Here is a 19,871-nt window from a genome sequence, read left to right on the forward strand (position 1 = left end):
TTGAAAAGCCCGTATGATGAACTATCGCCGTCAACCAGGAACTCCGCCATGGGACAAGAAATCACGCGGACCCAGTTTGAAGAAAGCGATTTTATCGCTTTCCGCCAGAAACTCGCCCGGGAAACGACTTTGCTCAAGCAGGTAATCGAACGGAACTCGTGCTCGAAGCAGCCGCCCGTTGCCGGATTCGAGCTCGAAGCCTGGCTGGTCGACAGGGCGATGCGTCCCGCGCCGGTCAATAAACAGTATCTGGAAACGCTGAACGATCCGTTGGCCAGCGCCGAGCTCGCGAAGTTCAATTTCGAACTGAATTGCGAACCGGCGCCCCTGACCGGCAATGTCTTCGGCCAGTTGCACGAGCGCCTGGAGCGCACCTGGCAAAACGCCGTCCGCCATGCCGAAAGAATGGATCATAGCGCGGTCATGATCGGCATTCTGCCGACTCTTGCGCAAAGCGACCTGCACCTCGGCAACATGTCCGAGATGCACCGTTACCGGGCCTTGAACGAGCAGATCCTGCAGGCGCGCGGGATGCCGATCCATATCGATATCCACGGCCTCGAACATCTCAGATTCGACCATTACGATGTGATGATCGAATCGGCGACGACCTCTTTTCAAACGCACATTCAACTGCCGCTGAAATGGGCGCACCATTTTTATAACGCCTCGCTGATCGCTTCCGCTCCCGTCGTAGCGATCAGCGCCAATTCGCCGTTTCTGTTCGGCAAGGAGCTCTGGCACGAAACCCGGATTCCGCTCTTCGAACAGGCCGCAGAAACAGGCGGTTACAATGGGGCAGCGCGCGGCCCGCTGCATCGCGTCAGCTTTGGCTCGGGCTATTTGCGGCAGTCGGTGTTCGAATGTTTCGAAGAAAATCTCGGGCATTTTCCGCCCTTGCTGCCGGTCAATCAGGACACTGACGCCGAACAGTTCGCGCATTTGCGCCTCCACAACGGCACGATCTGGCGCTGGAACCGGCCCCTGATCGGCTTCGACGCGGACGGCACGCCCCATATCCGGATCGAGCACCGGACACCGGCCTCCGGCCCGACCCCGGTCGATGCGATCGCCAATGCGGCGTTCTATTTCGGCCTGGCGCAAAACCTCTGCGAGCAGGCGATGCAGCATGGCCTGCCGCTGACTTTCCCGGCGGCCAAGGACAACTTCTATCATGCCGCCCGGCACGGCCTCGACAGCACGCTCGTCTGGTCCGACGGTTCCCGGCACCGGATCGAGCAGCTTTTGCAAACCGAGTTCCTGCCGCGCGCGGTTAAAGGCTTACAGTCATTCGGCGTCAATGCGTCCGACATCGACGATTATTTGGGAATCATCCGCCAACGCCTCGCGAACAAGCAAAACGGCTGCGGCTGGCAAAGGCGCTATGCGAGGAAACATCAACACGATTTTGCGGCGATGACCCGTTCCTATCTAAAAAATCAGAACAGCGGCAAACCGGTCGGTGAATGGCAGTGACGGAGCGTCTTTTTACCCAATTGAACAGCCTGCCGGCCGGCTTGCCGGATATCGACACGGCAGGTTTGCGGGCGCTGTTGCCAAAACCCACGCTGATCCATCTGACGGGCAGGCTGGACGAGCCGCTGTTCGTCTCGGTGCTCTTGCACGGCAACGAACCGACCGGCTTCATGGCCGTGCAGCGCCTGCTCAAAAAATACCGGGATCGGGAGTTGCCGCGGTCGCTCGCGCTCTTTTTCGGCAATGTCGAGGCGGCCGAGCGCGATGTCAGGCGCCTGGAAAATCAGCCCGACTACAACCGCATCTGGCCCGGCACCGAATTGCCGGCTTCCCCGGAAACCGCGATGGCGGCGGCCGTATTCGAGGCGATGCGGGAACGCCGGCCCTTCGCAAGCATCGATATCCATAACAATACCGGCCTGAATCCGCACTACGCCTGCATCAACCGGCTCGATAACCGCTTTCTACAGCTGGCGGCGTTGTTCGGCCGGTTGGTCGTTTATTTCAGGCGTCCTACCGGAGTGCAGTCGGCCGCCTTCGCCGAGTTATGCCCGTCGGTAACCCTGGAATGCGGACGGCCCGGCCAGCAATACGGCGTCGACCATGCGTTCGAGTTCCTGGACAGCTGCCTGCACCTGTCCGCGTTGCCGGAGCAGCCGGTGCACGCCGGCGACATCGACCTGTTCCATACGGTCGCGCAGGTCCGGATTGCCGACCCTGTCTCGTTCAGCTTCAGCCGAAGCGACTCGGACCTGTTATTGAGCGAAGATCTGGAGCGGATGAATTTTACCGAAATTGCGGCGGGCACGGTGCTGGGGCAGGCTCGCAACGTCCCGCTTTCCTCCCTCCTGCTCGTCCAGGACGAACAGGGCCATGATGTGGCCGGCCAGTTCTTCCGCCTGAACAACGGCATCCTGCAAATCACCCGCCCGACGATGCCTTCGATGCTGACGCTGGACGAACGCGTGATCCGACAGGATTGCCTGTGTTATTTGATGGAACGCCTGAATTTTTCCTGATTCCACGACTCCCGCCGATGAACGAACCCTTTACCCTGCATCCGCGCCTGGCGGAAGATGCCGTCACGCTCGGACGCTTCGGCTTGTGCCGGCTCCTGCTGATGAACGACAGCCGTTATCCCTGGTTTATTCTGGTGCCGGAGAAAACCGGTCTGACCGAAATTTATCAATTAAGTCAGGCCGATCAGATCATCTTGACGGCGGAATCGAGTCTTCTCGCGGAAAATCTTGCGGCCTTCTACCAGGCCGACAAAATGAATATCGCGGCGATCGGCAACCTGGTTCCCCAGCTCCATATTCATCATATCGTGAGATATAAGACCGACGCGGCTTGGCCTGCTCCGGTATGGGGAAAATTCGACCGTATCCCTTATACCCAAGATCGGATCGCTGCGATTACAGAACAGGTGCAGGCCTGTTTTGGAAATTTTTTGATCGAGACTTAAAAGGTCAATCCCGAACCACCGGACCGAGGAAACGCCCGGAACCTGTGTCTGGTATGGGTCTGTCCCCAGTGTTTCACCACGCGGGCTTTTGGAAGTTCTTTCGATCTTTTTCAATGTGACGGGGAAAAGAGGTTCAGCAACCTGTAGGGCGTTTTCGCGATAGCAAAACACCAACCCCCTTCAAAGCCATGGCGGATGGCCTGGCGGCGAATCCGCCCTACAAGGGCTTTTGGAAGTTCTTTCGATCTTTTTCAACGTGACGGGGAAAAGAGGTTCAGCAACCTGTAGGGCGTTTTCGCGATAGCAAAACGCCAACCCCCTTCAAAGCCATGGCGGATGGCCTGGCGGCGAATCCGCCCTACAAGGGCTTTTGGAAGTTCTTTCGATCTTTTTCAACGCGACGGGGAAAAGAGGTTCAGCAACCTGTAGGGCGTTTTCGCGATAGCAAAACGCCAACCCCCTTCAAAGCCATGGCGGATGGCCTGGCGGCAAATCCGCCCTACAAGGGCTTTTGGAAGTTCTTTCGATCTTTTTCAATGTGACGGGGAAAAGAGGTTCAGCAATCTGTAGGGCGTTTTCGCGATAGCAAAACGCCGACAGCCTTCAAAGCCATGGCGGATTGCCTAGCGGCGAATCCGCCCTACGATTTTCGAACAAATAAAGTCCGTTTTAGCGTTTTAGTCGAGGTTTAAAAACCCGAGGAAAGGAGGGACCGGAGCCGCAGGCATCTGCCTGCGGCTCCGGTTGAAACGGCAAGGTCACTTGCCGATCTTGAGCGCCAAAAAGATCGGATTACCGCGCCGCTGAACCAGCAGCGCAATCGGTTTGCCTTCCGGCAGGTTTTTGACCGCCTTGTTGAAATCGGCGACGTTTTTGATCGCCGTGCTCTGAATGCGCAAAATCACATCACCCGGCTGGATTCCGGCCTCTTTGGCCGGCCCCTTGCCGACGTTTTGCACGAGCACTCCGTTCTTCGTCACTTCCAGCGCTTCCCGCTGTTCGGCGGTCGGTTCGGTAACGATAATGCCGAGTTTATTGTCGGATTTGATCTGGCCTTTATTGCCGATATCCGCCAACTTTTCCTCTTGCTCGGGCAGCAAACCGATCTGGATCGGCACGGTCATCGTCTCGCCCTGGCGGATCAGCTTGATTTCCGCTTTTTCATCGATCGGCGTCATGCCGACCATCGGCGGCAGCTCGCCCGAGGTTTCGATTTCATGGCCGTTGAATTCGGTGATGATGTCGCCGATTTGAATATCGGCTTTCTCCGCCGGGCTTCCCGGAACGACCTTCGCGACCAGCGCGCCATGCGGGCGCTTCATCCCGAACGATTCGGCCAGCTCGCGGGTAACGTCCTGGATTTGCACGCCGAGCCACCCGCGCGACACTTTGCCTTTCGTCTTGATCTGATCGACGACATTGCTGACCACGTCCATCGGGATCGCGAACGACAAGCCCATGAAACCGCCTGTCCGGCTATAGATCTGCGAATTGATGCCAACGACTTCCCCGTTCATGTTGAACAGCGGTCCGCCCGAATTGCCCGGATTGATCGCGACGTCGGTCTGGATGAACGGCACGTAATTGCCGCCGGGCAGGCTGCGCCCTTTCGCGCTGACGATGCCGGCCGTTACCGACTGCTCGAAGCCGAAAGGCGAACCGATCGCCAGCACCCATTCGCCGACCTGCAATTTTTCCGGCGATCCGATCGTCACGGTCGGCAAGTCTTTGGCTTCCACTTTCAGTAGGGCGACATCGGTCCGCGCATCGGAACCGACCAGTTTTGCAACCAGCTCCCTTCTGTCGGTCAGCTTGACGACGATTTCGTCGGCATCCTTGACCACGTGATGATTGGTCAGCACATAGCCGTCCGACGAGATGATGAATCCGGAACCCAACGATTGCGTATCCCTGGGAATGTAATCCCCTCCAGGCCCATTGAAGAAGTGTTTGAAGAATTCTTCCATTTCCGGAGGCAAGCCTTCGGGCAACTGTTGTTCGGGAGGAAGATTGCTGGCTTCCGGAGAAGCTTTTTGGGTAGTGCTGATGTTGACGACCGCCACGCCGTTTCTTTTGACCATTTCGGTAAAATCAGGCAATTGCGCGTACGCAGCATGGCCCCACAAAAAGACCAGAAAAACGGACCAACCGAGCCTTTTAAGCATAAAGTTTCTAATCCCAATCAATAAAAATTATCACCTGTCCGCTCATGGGTATGGGCGGCAGGGCCGAAAATAAATTGTTCAAAAATCAAAAAGTACCGATTCGCACAGCTTGGTCGAACAAGGGAGCGCAAGGGAAAAAAGCTCGAAGCGCCACATGCCGGGAAAGCCCTGCCGGCTTCCCGGTGCATCGATCCGGCTTTATTGCGCATCGGAAGTTATTCTGGCTGAAGTTTCCGAACGATTGGCGGATTCAACCTGACGCCCTCAACGATGGATTTCACGGTCTCCGGCGGCGCCTCGCCCATTGCCGTTATCTGATAATCTTCGAGACTCAGGCTGTAGTAGTTGATTGCGCCGACCGACCGCAGCCCCAGATCCATCTCGGGATTTTTGTTTTCCTTATAGACCGAAATGGACGTGATGCCGTCGCTCATCAATAAATAATCGACGGGCAAATGGGAATCGTGCATCGTTTTTCGCGCAAAATAGATCGGCCTGAAACCGGCCGGCGAATCCGTTACGGTAAACGGTAAAACGCCGGCATTGCCGTCTTTTATTGCCTGCCCCGCCAACATATTTGCTCGTCCGACCTCAGCTCTCGCTTCCCTGAACGGCAATGCCGCCCTGACATGCTGTTCGGTGAACACGACCTGTTCGAGAAGCGCGCCCGAAACATCGTAGACGGCGATTTTCAGCGGCAAGAACTGGAGCTTTTCGACCCAGATCCGCCGTCCATAGCGGAATTGGTCTTTCGGTTCAATATCGATCACATAGGCGGGAAGCATCGCCACGTCTTCTTTACCGGCGAGCGAGAATTCATAAAAATCGTCCAGCTCGGCCAGCGTCCTGGAAAAATTGACCAAAAAAGAGCGCTCGTAGGGCCGATGGTCGAACACCACGTCTTGCGTATCGTTGTAACGGCAACTGACCACATCGCCGTTTCTGACGACCTCCCGCAAGGGCGAGTTCAAAGCGACCAGGCGCTCCTGCTCCTTTCCACGATCGACCGCATGAAAATATTTCATGGTTTCGAGCCTTCCGTTGCGCCAGAACACCACAGTGCCTTCGTAATTGAGAGTCCTCAAAGCCTGGATCATATTCGTCAAGATCTGTCTGGCAGTTAACTTGTTATCTTCAGCGAAAACCGATCCGGTTGAAAAGAAAAATATCAGGATGAAGCGAACGACCAGCGTCATTTTTGACTGTATTGAGTGACTTGTGCGTAAGGATGGAAGCCAACCTCTCCCTGCGTGTAAATGCTGCTGTGGGCCTGCAGATAATCGCTGATTTGTCGGTTGACCGGATAGGAATCGTGAAGTATTTTGGAGGTCACCGGTTTAGGAGTGGAGTCAGTCGAGACGGCCGGCGGCTTGATCGCGGCGACGACCATTTTCGGGTTCGGGGCCGGCTCGGGGCGCTGCAGGTGCGCGACAAAAGCAACCACGGCAACCGACGCGGCGGCCGCAGCGATTTTTTGCGAACGCGTAAAATGCCGGCGACGAATCCAGCGCCGTTCGGCGTTCGGAATCAGGTAAGTCGGTTCGTGCTGAATCCGGCTATTGACCGAACTAACGAAATCGGGCCTTGCCGCGACCAATAAGTCGTCGTTTTTGATTGCGTGACTGATCGCCTCATAACGGCGCATCTTGTCGGCCAGCTCGGAATCGATCCGCATTTTTTGTAAGAGGCTCAATGCTTCGTCTTCAGGAAGCTCATCGTCCAGGAATCGAGAAATTTTTTGAATCAGATCTTCATGCATCGAATATCACCGTCAATCGAGCAAGGGGTTGAGTTTACTATCAATTGCTTCGCGCGCCCTAAAAATGCGTGAACGCACGGTTCCTACAGGGCAATCCATCGCCTGAGCAATCTCCTCATAGCTCATTCCTTCAAATTCCCTCAGCATAATGGCCACCCGCATTTCTTCGGGCAGTTTTGCGATCGCCGACTTGATCGTCTCGACAATCTCGCGGCTCAGCAATTCCCGTTCGGGAGTTTCCTGACCATGCAGTTGCGGCAGGTTTTCATAGACTTCCGCATCCTGAACATCTATCTGCATATCGACATTTCGTCTCGACCTGGACATCAGATAATTTTTCGCCGTATTGATCGCGATCCGGTAGAGCCAGGTATAAAAAGCGCTTTCGCCGCGAAAACTGCCCAGCGCCCGGTAGGCTTTAATGAAAGCCTCCTGCGCGACATCTTGGGATTCGCTCGGATCTTTAACATAGCGATTGACCAATTGGACAATCTTATGCTGGTATTTGATCACGAGAAGATCATATGCGGACTTGTCTCCCTGCTGCACCCGCAATACCAGGTCTTCGTCCAATTGTTCGCTCGCCCTTGAATGACTCTTCACTTGTGCCTGTGGATGGTAGAATGGACAGAATTAAACTGTATTAGTTCGGCAGTAACAAAAATAATTGCTCTCGCGGCAAAAATGGCTATTATCCATCATGCTTGCGAACTAAGCCAGCCCAGCCCTTAAGGAAGCTCCGGATAAGCGCTCTCTCCTTCCCGAAAAAGGTCGAAACGAGAAGATAACCCATTGATTTTCATTTCTTCGCCCCAGCCTTCTCCTAACGGGAAAGGGAGTTTCTCCGCTTGATTCGCGGTTTTCCTTAAGCAAATATATTTTTCTTGTGACACCTTATTCAATTAACATAAATTATCGAGTAATACTAGCCTCGACCGTACCCACTGCGCTTTCGCCCGGTCAACAAAACTCATTCTCCGGCTACCATTCCGCATATCCTCTTCACTTTACAGATGCATACTCCAGCACCCTATTATGATGTCCTGATCATCGGCAGCGGCGGCGCCGGCTTAAGTTTAGCTTTAAAATTGGCCGAACACGGCATCCGTCTCGCCGTACTTTCGAAATTTGCGCTAACCGAAGGCAGCACTTTTTATGCGCAGGGCGGCATTTCCGCCGTATTCGACGCCGGCGACTCGATCGAATCGCATATCGAGGATACCCTGATTGCCGGCGCCGGCCTCTGCGATCCCGAAATTGTCAGATTGACCGTCACGCACGGAAAAAGCTCAATCAATTGGCTGCGCAGCCAGGGCGTGATGTTTACCGGGGAAGAAACCGCATCCGGCGAATTCAAACTGCATCTGCACCGCGAGGGCGGCCATTCTCACCGCCGCATCGTCCACACGGCCGATGCGACCGGCAAAGCGGTCTCGCTCTCGCTGATCGAGCGGGCGCGCGAGCATGCCAATATCGAACTGTTCGAAAACCACAACGTGGTCGAGCTGATCACCGGCCCCGCAGAAAACAGCGGCAGCCCGACCGGCCGGCGCATTCTCGGCGCCTATGTGCTGGATACCCGGAAACAGCAGGTCAAAACGATCGCCGCGCGCGCCGTCGTGCTGGCAACCGGCGGCGCCAATAAGGTCTACCTTTACAGCACCAACCCGCAAAGCTCGACCGGCGATGGGATAGCCCTGGCCTGGCGCGCCGGCTGCCGGGTCAGCAACATGGAATTCATGCAGTTTCATCCGACCTGCCTCTATCATCCCGAGGCGCGCGCCTTTCTGATCAGCGAAGCGGTGCGGGGCGAAGGCGGCAAGCTGATCCTGCCGAACGGCGCGCCGTTCATGCACGCTTATGACGAACGCGGCGAGCTCGCGCCCCGCGACATCGTCGCCCGCGCGATCGATGCGGAGATCAAAAAGCGCGGCATCGACTGCGTCTACCTGGACATCAGCCACAAGCCGGAAACCTTCATCCGCGAGCACTTCCCGACCATTTACCAACAATGCCTCGACTACGGCATCGATATCACCCGCCAGCCGATTCCGGTCGTTCCGGCAGCCCACTACACCTGCGGCGGCATCATGACCGACAGCCATGCGCGCACCGACATCGCCAACCTTTACGCGATCGGCGAGGTCGCCTGCACCGGGCTGCACGGCGCCAACCGGATGGCCAGCAATTCCTTGCTCGAATGCCTGGTCTTCGCGGAGCGCGCCCATATCGACCTGGCCGGGAGATTGCCGGAGATTGCCCCGCCGCCGGCGCTTCCGGCCTGGGACGAGTCGCAGGTCGGCGATTCGGACGAAGAAGTGGTCGTCTCGCACAACTGGAACGAACTCAGAAATTTCATGTGGGATTATGTCGGGATCGTCAGGACGAACAAGCGGCTGCACCGGGCCAGGAACCGAGTCGAACTGCTCAAGAAGGAAATCGCCGAGTATTACGGCAATTGCCGGGTCACCAGCGACCTGCTCGAACTGCGCAACCTGGTCATCGTGGCCGAATTGATCATCCGCAGCGCGATGCTGCGCAAGGAAAGCCGGGGGCTGCATTACACGCTGGACTATCCGGAGCCCGACCGCAGCCAACCGCCCCACCCCACAATACTGCGTCCGGTGAAGCGCGCAGGACGCAATACGTATGAAATGGGCGATTAAGGGGCATGCTCTATACATAAATGCCGTCATACCCGCCGGGAAGCGGGTATCCAGCGCCAAGGATGGCAAGCTCAAACGTCCCTGTAGCCCCGGCAACTGCTCCTGCGTTGCCTACCTCCTGCATCCGTGCAGTCGTGGATTCCGGCAATCCCTGCCGGAATGACGAATTTGTGTATAAAGACATGCGATTAAGGACCTAAGGACCAGCTTATCCCGAGCCCTCCCCGAACGGCGGCCGGCTCAATTTCAACAGCCGATCGACCTCATGCGCGGCGCGGTCGCAATCGAAAGCGGTCTTGGCGACTTGCCGCTGCAGGCCCAGGCCGCTGCCGAGCCCTTCAATATCGCGGGATACATATTCGTTCAATGGCGCACAAACCAGCTGCATGCGCTGTTCGGATTTCAGCAAACCGGAAAAGTCGTTGCCCTCGTCCGTCGCCGTCAGCATCATCACCTCGCTGGTCATCCGGTTTTGAAAGCGGAACACTTCTTCGACATAGCGCGCAAACTCTTTCTTGCTCAAACCGGTGCCGCTGAGATTGCCGGCCCAGGGCCACGCGCACCCTGTCAACAAGGCAATCAGCATCAAGATCGGCAAACGGAAAAAATACGGCTGCGTCATAATCGATCGGACATTCAAACAGAGGGTCCTCTAAACGGCCCGGTCTAAAAATTATCAAATATACACAAATTCATTGTCCGCGTGGATAAAAATCCACAAAACTTCTACCGGGCAAAAAATCGGCCGATCGGCGCGTTGCGTCCGCCCGAGCGGTCGAGTACAGACAAAACGGCTTTGCGATGAAGCATCATTCAAAACCCGAGTCTCCCGATCGGCCGTAATCGCCTGCCGCGCCCGAACGCCGCCGTCTTCGATCAATAAAATACCTTTGATATTTACCCCATTTTTTGTATCATCGTACAAATATGCTTTTTTTTGCGGTTTTTTTTCGGAACAAGGATAAGGGTTTTTAACCGCTTCGGTAAGCGTTTCTGCGCAGCGGCTCATGGGTGGATTCATCGCGCAAGCGGATTAAAAATCTGTAAAGCACGGACTCACAAACCGGTAGCGAGCCTCTGTCGCTCATGTTCATTGGTGTGCCGATGCCGAGTAGCAGTTCCCCAGCCCGAAACATGACGGCAAGCATGGGGCTTTTTATACCAACAATAATAATTTAATAGACCGGTGCGAAGACATGACTGAAAAGACTTTAAGCAGATACCTGTCCAATCTGGAAAAATACTTCGCCAGCGACAGCCCGATTTTGCAAAAAACCGCCAAAGTCTTTCATGAGCTCGACCAACTGGAATACGACCTCGGCCTGATCGGCGCGGACGACACCACCGCCACCAAATGCTCCTGGTGGCCGATCGTCACCCTGATCGGCGGGGCATCGAATGCCAAGTCGAAATTCATGAACGCTTATTTCGGCTCCGATCTCCAGCTCACCGGCCTGCAAACCTCGCATAACAAATTCTCGGTGCTGCTGCACAACAATCAGACCAGCCCGACCACCCTGCCCGGCACGGCGCTCGATGTCGATCATCGTTTCCCGTTTTATCAAATCAGCCGCAAGCTCGAACAGTTGCGGCGTGGCGAAGGCGGCCGCATCAACGCCTACCTGGAACTCAAAACGCTGCCGAGCGATCACCTGAAAGGCAAGCTGTTCATCGAAGCGCCAAGCATCAGCGCGACGCCTGCTACCGCCGTAACGTCCTTTCTCGTGAGTTACGCGATCGAAAACTCCGATACGGTGTTCGTCTTCACCGATACTTTCGAGACGCCGTCGCCTTTGCTGGATGACCTGATCGAACAGATCAAACGGCATCAGGACACCAACAAAGTGATTTATCTGATCGATGCCCCCGCCGCGCTGAACTCGGCAAGAAGCGGCGAGATCATCTCCAGCTGGCAGCGGCGGCTGGCCGATCTCGGCATTGCCTCCGGCCAGTTCATGATTTTGCCGAGCCAGGACAGCGGATTCATCCCGCAGCCGGGCAAGGTCGACTTCAGCCTGATCGATCAGCGGCTTGCCAATGTCGGCTACGACCGGACATACCGGATTTTGCAGGCACTCGAAAGCCATATCGCCGAGATCGAAAACGTCATCGTGCCCGAAGTCAAAAAAGGCATCGCGACCTGGAAAGAACGGGTCAACATGTCCAGCCTGCTGGTGCTCAGCCTGTTCATCGTGCTCGCGCTGTTCGCCGAAATCAACACCGGCATTGTCCTGGCAACGCTGATCGATCCGATTTTGGGACCGATTGCGCTGCTGGTGCTGATCGTGATCATGACACCGATTCATTTGATCTTTAGCCGGCTGCACGCGAAAATGGTGATCAACCAGTTGAGTAACCGGCAAAAGGAACTCAACCTGCTCGAGAATCCGGCCGGCATGTTCGAAAAAAACCTGACTTTCTCGCGGATGCTGCTGCCGGTTTCCGAACCGGCCCTCTGGAACAAAAAGACCAAGGCCCGGCTGGCTCAACTGACGAGCAGAACGAAGGATCTGGTTCAATCGCTGAACGACACGTTCAGCGCCTATAATGCACAGCTTTTCGACGTTTTTGCAGACAGCAAGGGACCCAAACAAATACCCTGACTAAACATCATCGGCCGCTAGCGTACCATACGGGTTCGAACCATCATGGCAACCGTCGACATCATCAGACAGTATCTGCCTTTATGCTGGTTCAGGCACAATCCGCTCGAATTGACCCGGTCGACCGGTTTTTTTAAACAGAATCTGGTTTTTTATTTCCTGATCCAGTATTTCCTGCAGGCCAACATGACCGACGACCCGTTCGAGTCGTTTTACGAAGTCGCGCTCGAAACGGGATTGACCCTGCTGTTTATCGGCCTGATGATGTTTTTCAATAAAACACTGTACGGTTTCGTGCAGGTAACGACCGCGATGATGCTCTGCGCGAACGTAGTCGCGCTGTTCGTCATCCCGGTGATGATCTGGGTGACCGTCAGCGATGATCCGCTAAGCTATTACCTTTTGTTCGCGCTGATTTTCTGGGATTTCACCCTGATCACCTACATCTTCAAAAAGGTCATCGAAATCAATGTGATCGCCAGCACCGTGCTGGCATTGCTGTATTTCATCGCGACCTATCTCGGCGCGTTCGGGCTCGGTCAACTGATTTGACCCCTCGCCTCAGCGGCGGAAGATTTCGCCGGCCGCCTCGCTGCTAGAGCATTTTCATATCGCGTAAAGGGAAGTTCTCACCTTCCGAAAGGTGCCATGCCAGCCCCGTAAGATACAGGTACCGAACAGGATATTTATCCCGGCCGTAACGTTTAAAGCGGGATAGACAGGAAAGATGATTTGGTGTTGGCGGAGAATTTTCAAACATTGGGGACGGGTTATCAACCCCAGCCGGAATTCTTCGAGCGGGCGGTTGCGGTCGACCTGAGGGTGAATTTTTTCGGAAGCATACGGATGTATTGCTATCATACGCGGTTTGCGGTCCAGATTCGGAGTGATCCTTGTATTGTGTCAAATCTCAGCACACGATTGAAGACAACATCAAAAAGTCGCGTTTCATCGCGATGATTTTCCCCTGCCAAGACGAGCAGACCGCCGTTCGGCACTTGCAGCGCCTGCACGGCGAATACCCGGACGCCACGCATATCGTTTACGCTTATCGCCTGAAGACGCCGCAAGGCTTCGTCTACCGGTTCCACGACGCCGGCGAGCCGTCCGGCACGGCCGGAAAACCGATCTTTCAACACCTGGAAGGCAAACATTTGATCGACGTGCTGCTGGTGGTGGTCCGCTATTTCGGCGGCATCAAGCTCGGCGCCGGCGGCTTGACTCGCGCTTACGGGAACGCGGCCAAACGGGTGATCGACGAAGCCGACATCGAACCTTTTATCGAAATGGCCAACGTCAAATTATCGGTGACCTACAGCCAGTTGCAGCCCCTGGAATATCTGCTCAAAAAGCTGAACGGGCGCATCGTCGATCAGCAATTTGCCGAGCAGATCCACCTAGTGCTCGAACTGCCGGCGGAACAATTGCCCACGCTGCAACAAACCTTTCCGCTGTTCGAAAAAATCTGACGAGAAGTTGCATTTAAACCTTAACAGGCGCTTTTTACTTGGTCTTGGTCCCGAACAAGCTCTGGTAAGACACATACATCATTGTCGACGTCAGCATATACAGGACCGGCGTCAAGAAAGGCGTCACGGACAGGCAAAGCATCGCCTGCAGGAAAATGAAACCCTGCATCTTGTAGAACGCATTCGCGTGCTGGGAAAGCATTTGCCTTCCCTCCTCTTTCGCCGCGCTCCAGCGATAGTTTCTGAACAGCATCAGCGGATAGCTGAACCAGCTCGCGAAACTGTTCAGCATCAACAGGCAAAACATCAGCGCGACGTTCGCATAGCCGAACAGCCAGATTGCCAGCTCGCGCATCGTTTGCCTCTGCAGGTTTTCCGGCGTGTACTCCCATTCGAAGAAAAACTTGACGATGTTCTGCCAGTCGCCGGCTGTAACGCCTGCAACCGTCCTGAAAACTCCCCAGAAAAAAACCAGGGCGCCCGCCGCCAGAATGGCCAGCGGCAGGCTTTTTTTGACCGCCCACAGTAACGGCACCGGATTGTCCGCGTTGTATTTCAGATCGATATACTTCGCCACGCCGACACCGACAAACAGGCCGGCAATCGACACGAACACACCCAGCGCCAAAGAGATATGCCCCAGCAGCATCAGCAAGCCGATCGCCAGACAACAACCGAACCAGGTACCGGGGCCGCGGCCGATGAACTGCAGGGACTCCCGCAACCAGTTGCTGAAGGTAATGTCGTTCACACCGCTATCCTGGAGATACCGACCGCTTCGCGCAAGTCCTTCAGAAACGGAACGCTGATCGCGCGCGCCTTCCGCGCTCCTTCCTGCAACTGCTGTTCGATATGGTCCGGCGCCTGCATCAACGCCTCGTAGCGCTCACGGGCGGGGGCGATATGCTCGTTGATATATTCGAACAATACCTGCTTCATCTCGCCCCAGCCGATGCCGTCCGCATAACGCTGGCGTATTTCGGCGACTTCGGCCTGAGTGGCAAAGGCTTTGTAGATACTGAACAGCGTGCAGGTATCCGGGTCTTTGGGCTCGCCCGGCTCCAGCGAATTGGTCTTAATTTTGTTGATCAGCTTTCTGAGTTTTTTCTCGGGTTCGAACAGCGGTATCGTGTTGTTGTAGCTCTTGCTCATCTTGCGTCCGTCGAGCCCCAGCAGTGTCGCGCCGTGCTCCTCGACCACCGCTTCGGGCAGGGTAAAATGCTCGCCGTAAATGTGGTTGAAGCGCGCCGCGATGTCCCGCGCCATTTCGATATGCTGAATCTGATCCCTGCCGACCGGCACCTTGTCGGCCTTGAACATCAGAATATCGGCCGCCATCAGAATCGGATAACTGAACAGCCCCATCGTGACCCCCTTATCCGGATCCTTTTCGTCCCCTTGTTCATTTTCGGCCACAGCGGCTTTGTAAGCATGCGCCCGGTTCATCAAACCTTTGGCGGTTACGCAAGTTAAAATCCAGGTCAACTCCAGGATCTCGGGCACATCCGACTGCCGGTAAAAAACCGCATTCGAGGTATCGAGGCCCAGGGCAAGCCAGGTCGCGGCGATTTCACGGCTGGATTGGCGTACCCTGTCCGGCTCCTGACATTTGATCAACGCATGATAATCGGCCAGAAAATAAAAAGGCGCGACATTGTCGTTCTTGCTCGCCGCAATCGCCGGCCGAATCGCGCCGACATAATTGCCCAGGTGCGGCGTGCCCGTGGTCGTGATGCCTGTTAATACCGTTGCTTTCGTCATTGATACCCACTCGATGGTCTTCGATTGTTTGATACGACCCAAAAATCGATACCGGCCAGTAAAGCCGCTGCAGCGTCACAGGACAGCCTGCAGCCCGAACGGCATCGGGTCAGACGCACATCTTACCGAAATTCCGGCCATTTTGCAGTCCAAATACCGGCAAAATGGCCGGACCGGGCCGGCGCGCGCCAAGAGGCTTTTCTTTTCCGGTTGATTTTTGCTAAGCTGAGTACAGTAAACCACCGCATTTTTCGAATTCCTTTGTTTTACCATAATTCCTTTGTTTTACCACTTAATCCAGGTTATCCATCTTGCCCGATCCGAATGAACAACGTCATCACGCGCGCCTGACGAGCGGCGGCGAAATCGCCGTCAAACTGGCCGGTTCGACCGAACAACTCGTAGGGCATTGCAAAACCATCAGCGGCGCGGGCGTCTCTTTTGTTCTCCCCGAGGCGCTGCCACCGGGCAAAGCCGCAAGGATACACGTCGTCAAAAGCCCGCTCGGCCCTCCGGTTACCGCCTTCATCGAAATCGTCCGCTGTATTCCATTAACCGGCCGCGGCTTCGAAATCGCCGCGGCGATCAAAAGCATCAAAGGATGTTGATTGACATGTACACCATCACCAAAGAGGTCTATTTCTGTTACGGGCACCGGCTGATGAATCATCCCGGCAAATGCCGCCATTTGCACGGGCACAGCGTCAAGGCCTCGATTTCGATCAGGCAGGAACAGCTTAACGATCAAGGAATGGTCTGTGATTTTTCGGACATCAGGGATGCTGTCGAAGCCTATATCGATCAATATCTCGATCATAACTTTTTACTGCACAAGGACGATCCGATCATCCCGATGCTGATCGCGAACAACGAACGCTTTCTGGCCCTCGACGAACATCCGACCGCCGAAGTGCTCAGCAAGATGATTTACCGTTATCTTCGGCAGGCCGGATTGAATGTCGCGCAAGTCGTGCTCTGGGAAACCGCCAGCGCCCATGCCTGCTACAGCGAAGATTCGCCACGATTATGAGCCAGTTGAATCCCGTCAATAAGTCCTTCTGCCTCGAACAGATCTGCGCCGCCAATTACCGGAAACTCCTGCGTTTGATTCCGCATTTGCTCGACTGCCGCGATACCGCGATCGGCGTCGCCGACAACAGTTCCGCCCTCCATCTCGAAGTGCTCGAACGCTCGCCCTATACGCTGACGATCCTGTTAAGCCACAGTTTCAAAAGGAATCTGGAAGAGTTTCTGGAACCCGCCGTGACCATACGGCTTTATCTGGACCTGCAACTGGCTGAAGTGATCAACGACCATGCCCGCGCCGCCGTTGCCAAGGTCTACAGGAACCCCGGCCTGAGCCTGGAAATCATGAACTATAAATGGCGCTTGAATTACTTTCTGCAAAAATGGCTGGAACACTGCCTGAACAAGAACTACCGGTTCAGCCCTGAAAACAGCAAGACGCCCGTCATCGCCTAAATCCGGAGCGGACCGATAAATTCGTCTCCACCCGATGCAACACGTAGGCGAATTTTCTAGCGCCCAAGCTCCGGCTTCGCAAAATATCACCGCTCATGCTATCATCCGGACATGAACCCATCGCACGACCATTCCTACAAACTGCTGTTCTCCGAGCCTGAAATCATCCGGGATTTATTGCAAGGCTTCGTGCATGAGCCCTGGGTCGGCGAACTCGACTTTTCCACCCTGGAGTCGGTGGCCACCAGTTATGTCACCGACGATCTACGGCATCGCGAGGACGATGTGATCTGGCGTGTCAAGTCCCGGCATCAGTGGATTTACGTATACTTGCTGATTGAATTTCAATCGACCGTCGATCATTACATGGCGGTCAGGCTGATGAGTTATATCGGCTTGCTCTATCAGGACCTGATCAAGACCCGGCAAACCCTGCCCGACAGACGGCTGCCGCCGGTGTTTCCGGTCGTGTTGTACAACGGCGACCGGCGCTGGCGGGCGCCCACCGAGCTGGCGGAGTTGATCGCCACCTTGCCCGGCGGCCTGGCACGCTACCGGCCCACTCTGCGTTATCTGATACTGGACGAAGGCGCTTATGACCTGGAGGCGCTGGATCCGCTCCCCAATCTGGTCGCGGCGATCTTCCGGCTGGAGCATCATCGCGAACCGGCGGCGATTCTCGAAGTCATCTCCAATTTGATAGAATGGCTGGCAGCACCGGAACAAACCCGGCTGCGGCGCAGTTTCAGCGTCTGGATCAACCGGGTGCTGCACGCGCCGGGCGAGGACCGGCCGACCGAACCGAACGATTTACGGGAGATCAAGACCATGCTGGCACAACGCATTCCGCAATGGCTACAAGAAGCGAGATTACAGGGCGAGGCGCAAGGGGAGGCCCGGGGGAAGCCCGGGGGGAGGCTCGGGGGGAAGCCCGGGGCGAAACCAAGGGCGAAGCCCAAACGCTGCTAAAACTGCTCCGGCTAAAATTCGGCCCGCTGACCGCGGACGTGGAGCAGCGGGTGCACGCGGCCGCGAAAGCCCAACTGGACGCCTGGGTCGAGCGTATTTTGACCGCCGAGCGGCTGGAAGAGGTATGGGGCGGGCCGTTATCCGCTGACAGCCAAGTGCCGCCCCAGCGGTAGGGCGGATTCGCCGACAGGCAATCCACCATTGGAGAGTCCTCCTTATTCAAGTTGGCGGTTTGCTGACGCGAAACCGCCCTACGGTCTAAGTCTGGTAGGTCGGGCAACCGCTTCACCGTTGCTCGACATTTGGGCAGCGGAAAGGCCGTTCGCTGATTCGTAACCGTGACCTCATACCGTCGCATCGAAAGTGTCGGGCATAAAAGCGTGCCCGACCTACACGACTGGAAGAGGTGTGGGGCGGGCCATTATCCGCTGACAGCCAAGTGCCGCCCCAGCGGTAGGGCGGATTCGCCGACAGGCAATCCGCCATTGGAGAGTCCTCCTTATGCAAGTTGGCGGTTTGCTGACGCGAAACCGCCCTACGGTCCTTATGCAAGTCTGGTAGGTCGGGCAACAGCTTCACCGTTGCCCGACATTTGGGCGGCGGAAAGGCCGTTCGCTGATCCGTAACCGTGACCTCATACCGTCACATCGAAAGTGTCGGGCACAAAAAGCGTGCCCGACCTACACGACTATTAGTCGCGATCTGAGGATCGCTCCCATACGCCCGATTTTTGGCGATACAAAACACCGCGAACGGGTTAATAGTGATAACGTCCCTGTAAGAATTCAACGCGGCCTTGCTTGACCAAATAAACGCAACGGTGTTCTTGCGTGATGCGGCGAGACCACACATCCGGTCCCAGATACTTTAGCGGTTCGGGTTTGCCAATGCCGTCGAAGGGCGCGCGCAACGTGGCTTTCACAAGTTCCAATAAGCGTTTGGCGACGCGCCGGTCAGTTTCGACCCAATATTGCAAGTCTTCCAGAAATTCAGGATGAAAAACGGCAACGCGGTCGCCGCTATGCATTGATCCCCATCTCTTGCTCAAGATCCGCAAGCGACGTCGGCGCCCTATTTTCTGACCGTGCACGCGCCAATGCTATCAGCAAACGTTCCGCATTCTTGGGCGAGCGCAGTAAATGCGCGGTTTCCAGCAAGCTTTCAAGCTCATCCGCCGCAATCATAGCAACAGCCCCTCCGCTCCTGCGCCGCACAACGATCACCTCATGATCATCCACAGCACGATCCATCAACGTTTTCAATTGCTCGCGCGCTTGGCTATAAGTCGTTTCAATTGTCATAACACACCCTAATTTGTACAAGCATATTGTACATAAACAAAGAAGCGCGGCCAATACCCGCCCAGGCGGGTATTGGCCTTATTTCTCGTTCCCAGGCTCCAGCGCCACTGCCATTAAATTAAGCCGGGTAGGTCAGGCAACAGCTTCACCGTTGCCCGACATTTGGGCAGCGGAAAGGCCGTTCGCTGATCCGTAACCGTGACCTCATACCGTCACATCGAAAGTGTGGGGCACAAAAAGCGTGCCCGACCTACACGACTGACAGCCAAATGCCGCCCCACGGTAGGGCGGATTCGCCGACAGGTAATCCGCCATTGAAGAGCCCTCCTTATGCAAGTTGGCGGTTTGCTGACGCGAAACCGCCCTACGATCCTCCTTATGCAAGCCGGGTAGGTCGGGCAACCGCTTCACCGTTGCCCGACATTTGGGCGGCGGAAAGGCCGTTCGCTGATCCGTAACCGTGACCGTGACCTCATACCATCACATCGAAAGTGTCGGGCACAAAAAGCGTGCCCAACCTACACGACTGACAGCCAAATGCCGCCCCACGGTAGGGCGGATTCGCCGACAGGCAATCCGCCATTGAAGAGCCCTCCTTATGCAAGTTGGCGGTTTGCTGACGCGAAACCGCCCTACGGTCCTACGGTCCTCCTTATGCAAGCCGGGTAGGTCGGGCAACCGCTTCACCGTTGCCCGACATTTGGGCGGCGGAAAGACCGTTCGCTGATCCGTAACCGTGACCTCATACCGTCACA

At 55.8% G+C, this 19,871-nt stretch carries 22 protein-coding genes; 13 read left to right on the forward strand and 9 right to left on the reverse strand.

Going from position 1 to position 19,871, the window contains the following annotated elements; genetic code table 11:
• Positions 1-48 precede the first annotated feature (48 nt).
• The 4 genes from CC94_RS0105945 (at position 49) to CC94_RS23630 (ending at position 3,483) form a co-directional block, all read left to right on the forward strand.
• On the forward strand, positions 49-1,476 hold the full coding sequence (locus CC94_RS0105945) for a glutamate-cysteine ligase family protein (protein WP_031430177.1): 1,428 nt from the start codon (positions 49-51) through the stop codon (positions 1,474-1,476).
• Entirely contained in the window at positions 1,467-2,495 is a 1,029-nt protein-coding gene (locus tag CC94_RS0105950) for a M14 family metallopeptidase (RefSeq protein WP_031430179.1), read from the forward strand. The genes CC94_RS0105945 and CC94_RS0105950 overlap by 10 nt, the downstream gene beginning before the upstream one ends.
• Before the next feature lie 17 nt (positions 2,496-2,512).
• On the forward strand, positions 2,513-2,941 hold the full coding sequence (locus CC94_RS0105955) for an HIT domain-containing protein (RefSeq protein ID WP_005374801.1): 429 nt from the start codon (positions 2,513-2,515) through the stop codon (positions 2,939-2,941).
• Positions 2,942-3,270: 329 nt separating this feature from the next.
• Positions 3,271-3,483: a hypothetical protein gene (locus CC94_RS23630; RefSeq protein ID WP_157203384.1), complete on the forward strand. Its 213-nt coding sequence runs from the start codon at positions 3,271-3,273 to the stop codon at positions 3,481-3,483.
• A gap of 216 nt (positions 3,484-3,699) precedes the next feature.
• Here the strand turns inward: CC94_RS23630 and CC94_RS0105960 are convergent, their stop codons facing one another.
• The 4 genes from CC94_RS0105960 to rpoE form a co-directional block, all read right to left on the reverse strand.
• Positions 3,700-5,106 carry a DegQ family serine endoprotease gene (locus tag CC94_RS0105960; protein WP_005374802.1) on the reverse strand — a complete coding sequence of 469 codons (1,407 nt, stop codon included), beginning with the start codon at positions 5,104-5,106 and terminating at the stop codon, positions 3,700-3,702.
• A 215-nt stretch (positions 5,107-5,321) separates the two neighbouring features.
• The gene (locus CC94_RS0105965) at positions 5,322-6,212 is read right to left on the reverse strand and encodes a MucB/RseB C-terminal domain-containing protein (protein ID WP_281023973.1); all 891 of its coding nucleotides are present in this window, start codon (positions 6,210-6,212) and stop codon (positions 5,322-5,324) included.
• 86 nt (positions 6,213-6,298) lie between these two features.
• Positions 6,299-6,865: a sigma-E factor negative regulatory protein gene (locus CC94_RS0105970; RefSeq protein ID WP_005374804.1), complete on the reverse strand. Its 567-nt coding sequence runs from the start codon at positions 6,863-6,865 to the stop codon at positions 6,299-6,301.
• 12 nt (positions 6,866-6,877) lie between these two features.
• A complete protein-coding gene (gene rpoE, locus CC94_RS0105975; protein ID WP_005374805.1) occupies positions 6,878-7,468 on the reverse strand; it encodes an RNA polymerase sigma factor RpoE in 591 nt (196 codons plus the stop codon).
• A 410-nt stretch (positions 7,469-7,878) separates the two neighbouring features.
• Here rpoE and nadB point away from each other — a divergent pair, with 410 nt between their 5' ends.
• Positions 7,879-9,531: an L-aspartate oxidase gene (gene nadB, locus CC94_RS0105980; RefSeq protein ID WP_005374806.1), complete on the forward strand. Its 1,653-nt coding sequence runs from the start codon at positions 7,879-7,881 to the stop codon at positions 9,529-9,531.
• 208 nt (positions 9,532-9,739) lie between these two features.
• On the opposite strand, the gene CC94_RS0105985 is transcribed toward nadB, so the two are convergent.
• Positions 9,740-10,153 (reverse strand): hypothetical protein, encoded by a 414-nt coding sequence (locus CC94_RS0105985; RefSeq protein WP_051040420.1) that lies wholly within the window; start codon positions 10,151-10,153, stop codon positions 9,740-9,742.
• Positions 10,154-10,727: 574 nt separating this feature from the next.
• Between CC94_RS0105985 and CC94_RS0105995 the strand changes: the two genes are divergently transcribed.
• From CC94_RS0105995 to CC94_RS0106005, 3 genes are all read left to right on the forward strand, one after another.
• Positions 10,728-12,134, forward strand: coding sequence for a P-loop NTPase family protein (locus CC94_RS0105995; protein ID WP_031430183.1), 1,407 nt, complete (start codon positions 10,728-10,730; stop codon positions 12,132-12,134).
• Positions 12,135-12,179: 45 nt separating this feature from the next.
• Positions 12,180-12,686, forward strand: coding sequence for a hypothetical protein (locus tag CC94_RS0106000; protein WP_005374809.1), 507 nt, complete (start codon positions 12,180-12,182; stop codon positions 12,684-12,686).
• A gap of 341 nt (positions 12,687-13,027) precedes the next feature.
• Positions 13,028-13,603 (forward strand): YigZ family protein, encoded by a 576-nt coding sequence (locus CC94_RS0106005; protein WP_005374810.1) that lies wholly within the window; start codon positions 13,028-13,030, stop codon positions 13,601-13,603.
• A gap of 34 nt (positions 13,604-13,637) precedes the next feature.
• Here CC94_RS0106005 and CC94_RS0106010 read toward each other — a convergent pair whose 3' ends face one another.
• Together CC94_RS0106010 and CC94_RS0106015 are read right to left on the reverse strand one after the other, a co-directional pair.
• The gene (locus CC94_RS0106010; RefSeq protein ID WP_005374811.1) at positions 13,638-14,354 is read right to left on the reverse strand and encodes a hypothetical protein; all 717 of its coding nucleotides are present in this window, start codon (positions 14,352-14,354) and stop codon (positions 13,638-13,640) included.
• On the reverse strand, positions 14,351-15,364 hold the full coding sequence (locus CC94_RS0106015) for a tryptophan--tRNA ligase (RefSeq protein ID WP_005374812.1): 1,014 nt from the start codon (positions 15,362-15,364) through the stop codon (positions 14,351-14,353). Before CC94_RS0106015 ends, CC94_RS0106010 begins: the two co-directional genes overlap by 4 nt.
• A 311-nt stretch (positions 15,365-15,675) precedes the next feature.
• On the opposite strand from CC94_RS0106015, the gene CC94_RS0106025 reads away from it, so the two are divergent.
• The 5 genes from CC94_RS0106025 (at position 15,676) to CC94_RS25015 (ending at position 17,988) form a co-directional block, all read left to right on the forward strand.
• Positions 15,676-15,972: a PilZ domain-containing protein gene (locus CC94_RS0106025; RefSeq protein ID WP_005374813.1), complete on the forward strand. Its 297-nt coding sequence runs from the start codon at positions 15,676-15,678 to the stop codon at positions 15,970-15,972.
• A 5-nt stretch (positions 15,973-15,977) separates the two neighbouring features.
• A complete protein-coding gene (locus CC94_RS0106030) occupies positions 15,978-16,394 on the forward strand; it encodes a 6-pyruvoyl trahydropterin synthase family protein (RefSeq protein WP_005374815.1) in 417 nt (138 codons plus the stop codon).
• Positions 16,391-16,846: a DUF1249 domain-containing protein gene (locus CC94_RS0106035; protein WP_005374816.1), complete on the forward strand. Its 456-nt coding sequence runs from the start codon at positions 16,391-16,393 to the stop codon at positions 16,844-16,846. Before CC94_RS0106030 ends, CC94_RS0106035 begins: the two co-directional genes overlap by 4 nt.
• A gap of 111 nt (positions 16,847-16,957) precedes the next feature.
• The gene (locus CC94_RS0106040; RefSeq protein WP_245619705.1) at positions 16,958-17,815 is read left to right on the forward strand and encodes an Rpn family recombination-promoting nuclease/putative transposase; all 858 of its coding nucleotides are present in this window, start codon (positions 16,958-16,960) and stop codon (positions 17,813-17,815) included.
• 50 nt (positions 17,816-17,865) lie between these two features.
• Positions 17,866-17,988, forward strand: a complete 123-nt coding sequence (locus CC94_RS25015) for a hypothetical protein (RefSeq protein ID WP_281174007.1) — start codon at positions 17,866-17,868, stop codon at positions 17,986-17,988.
• Between the two features lie 584 nt (positions 17,989-18,572).
• On the opposite strand, the gene CC94_RS0106050 is transcribed toward CC94_RS25015, so the two are convergent.
• Both CC94_RS0106050 and CC94_RS0106055 read right to left on the reverse strand, forming a co-directional pair.
• Complete coding sequence (locus CC94_RS0106050) at positions 18,573-18,842, reverse strand: Txe/YoeB family addiction module toxin (protein WP_005374820.1); 270 nt, start codon at positions 18,840-18,842, stop codon at positions 18,573-18,575.
• Positions 18,835-19,116: a type II toxin-antitoxin system Phd/YefM family antitoxin gene (locus CC94_RS0106055; RefSeq protein ID WP_005374822.1), complete on the reverse strand. Its 282-nt coding sequence runs from the start codon at positions 19,114-19,116 to the stop codon at positions 18,835-18,837. Before CC94_RS0106055 ends, CC94_RS0106050 begins: the two co-directional genes overlap by 8 nt.
• Positions 19,117-19,871 lie beyond the last annotated feature (755 nt).

The organism is Methylomicrobium agile, assembly GCF_000733855.1.
GTDB lineage: Bacteria > Pseudomonadota > Gammaproteobacteria > Methylococcales > Methylomonadaceae > Methylomicrobium > Methylomicrobium agile.

What these genes read in the sequence shown, in the direction of transcription:
- CC94_RS0106040 (WP_245619705.1), top strand. Translation starts at nt 16,958, where the DNA reads ATGAACCCATCGCACGACCATTCCTACAAACTGCTGTTCTCCGAGCCT.
- CC94_RS0106015 (WP_005374812.1), bottom strand. Translation starts at nt 15,364, where the DNA reads ATGACGAAAGCAACGGTATTAACAGGCATCACGACCACGGGCACGCCG.
- CC94_RS0106055 (WP_005374822.1), bottom strand. Translation starts at nt 19,116, where the DNA reads ATGACAATTGAAACGACTTATAGCCAAGCGCGCGAGCAATTGAAAACG.
- CC94_RS0105950 (WP_031430179.1), top strand. Translation starts at nt 1,467, where the DNA reads ATGGCAGTGACGGAGCGTCTTTTTACCCAATTGAACAGCCTGCCGGCC.
- CC94_RS0105955 (WP_005374801.1), top strand. Translation starts at nt 2,513, where the DNA reads ATGAACGAACCCTTTACCCTGCATCCGCGCCTGGCGGAAGATGCCGTC.
- CC94_RS0105945 (WP_031430177.1), top strand. Translation starts at nt 49, where the DNA reads ATGGGACAAGAAATCACGCGGACCCAGTTTGAAGAAAGCGATTTTATC.
- CC94_RS0105960 (WP_005374802.1), bottom strand. Translation starts at nt 5,106, where the DNA reads ATGCTTAAAAGGCTCGGTTGGTCCGTTTTTCTGGTCTTTTTGTGGGGC.
- CC94_RS0106000 (WP_005374809.1), top strand. Translation starts at nt 12,180, where the DNA reads ATGGCAACCGTCGACATCATCAGACAGTATCTGCCTTTATGCTGGTTC.
- CC94_RS0106035 (WP_005374816.1), top strand. Translation starts at nt 16,391, where the DNA reads ATGAGCCAGTTGAATCCCGTCAATAAGTCCTTCTGCCTCGAACAGATC.
- nadB (WP_005374806.1), top strand. Translation starts at nt 7,879, where the DNA reads ATGCATACTCCAGCACCCTATTATGATGTCCTGATCATCGGCAGCGGC.
- CC94_RS0106050 (WP_005374820.1), bottom strand. Translation starts at nt 18,842, where the DNA reads ATGCATAGCGGCGACCGCGTTGCCGTTTTTCATCCTGAATTTCTGGAA.
- CC94_RS0105970 (WP_005374804.1), bottom strand. Translation starts at nt 6,865, where the DNA reads ATGCATGAAGATCTGATTCAAAAAATTTCTCGATTCCTGGACGATGAG.
- CC94_RS0106030 (WP_005374815.1), top strand. Translation starts at nt 15,978, where the DNA reads ATGTACACCATCACCAAAGAGGTCTATTTCTGTTACGGGCACCGGCTG.
- CC94_RS23630 (WP_157203384.1), top strand. Translation starts at nt 3,271, where the DNA reads ATGGCGGATGGCCTGGCGGCGAATCCGCCCTACAAGGGCTTTTGGAAG.
- CC94_RS0105995 (WP_031430183.1), top strand. Translation starts at nt 10,728, where the DNA reads ATGACTGAAAAGACTTTAAGCAGATACCTGTCCAATCTGGAAAAATAC.
- CC94_RS0105985 (WP_051040420.1), bottom strand. Translation starts at nt 10,153, where the DNA reads ATGACGCAGCCGTATTTTTTCCGTTTGCCGATCTTGATGCTGATTGCC.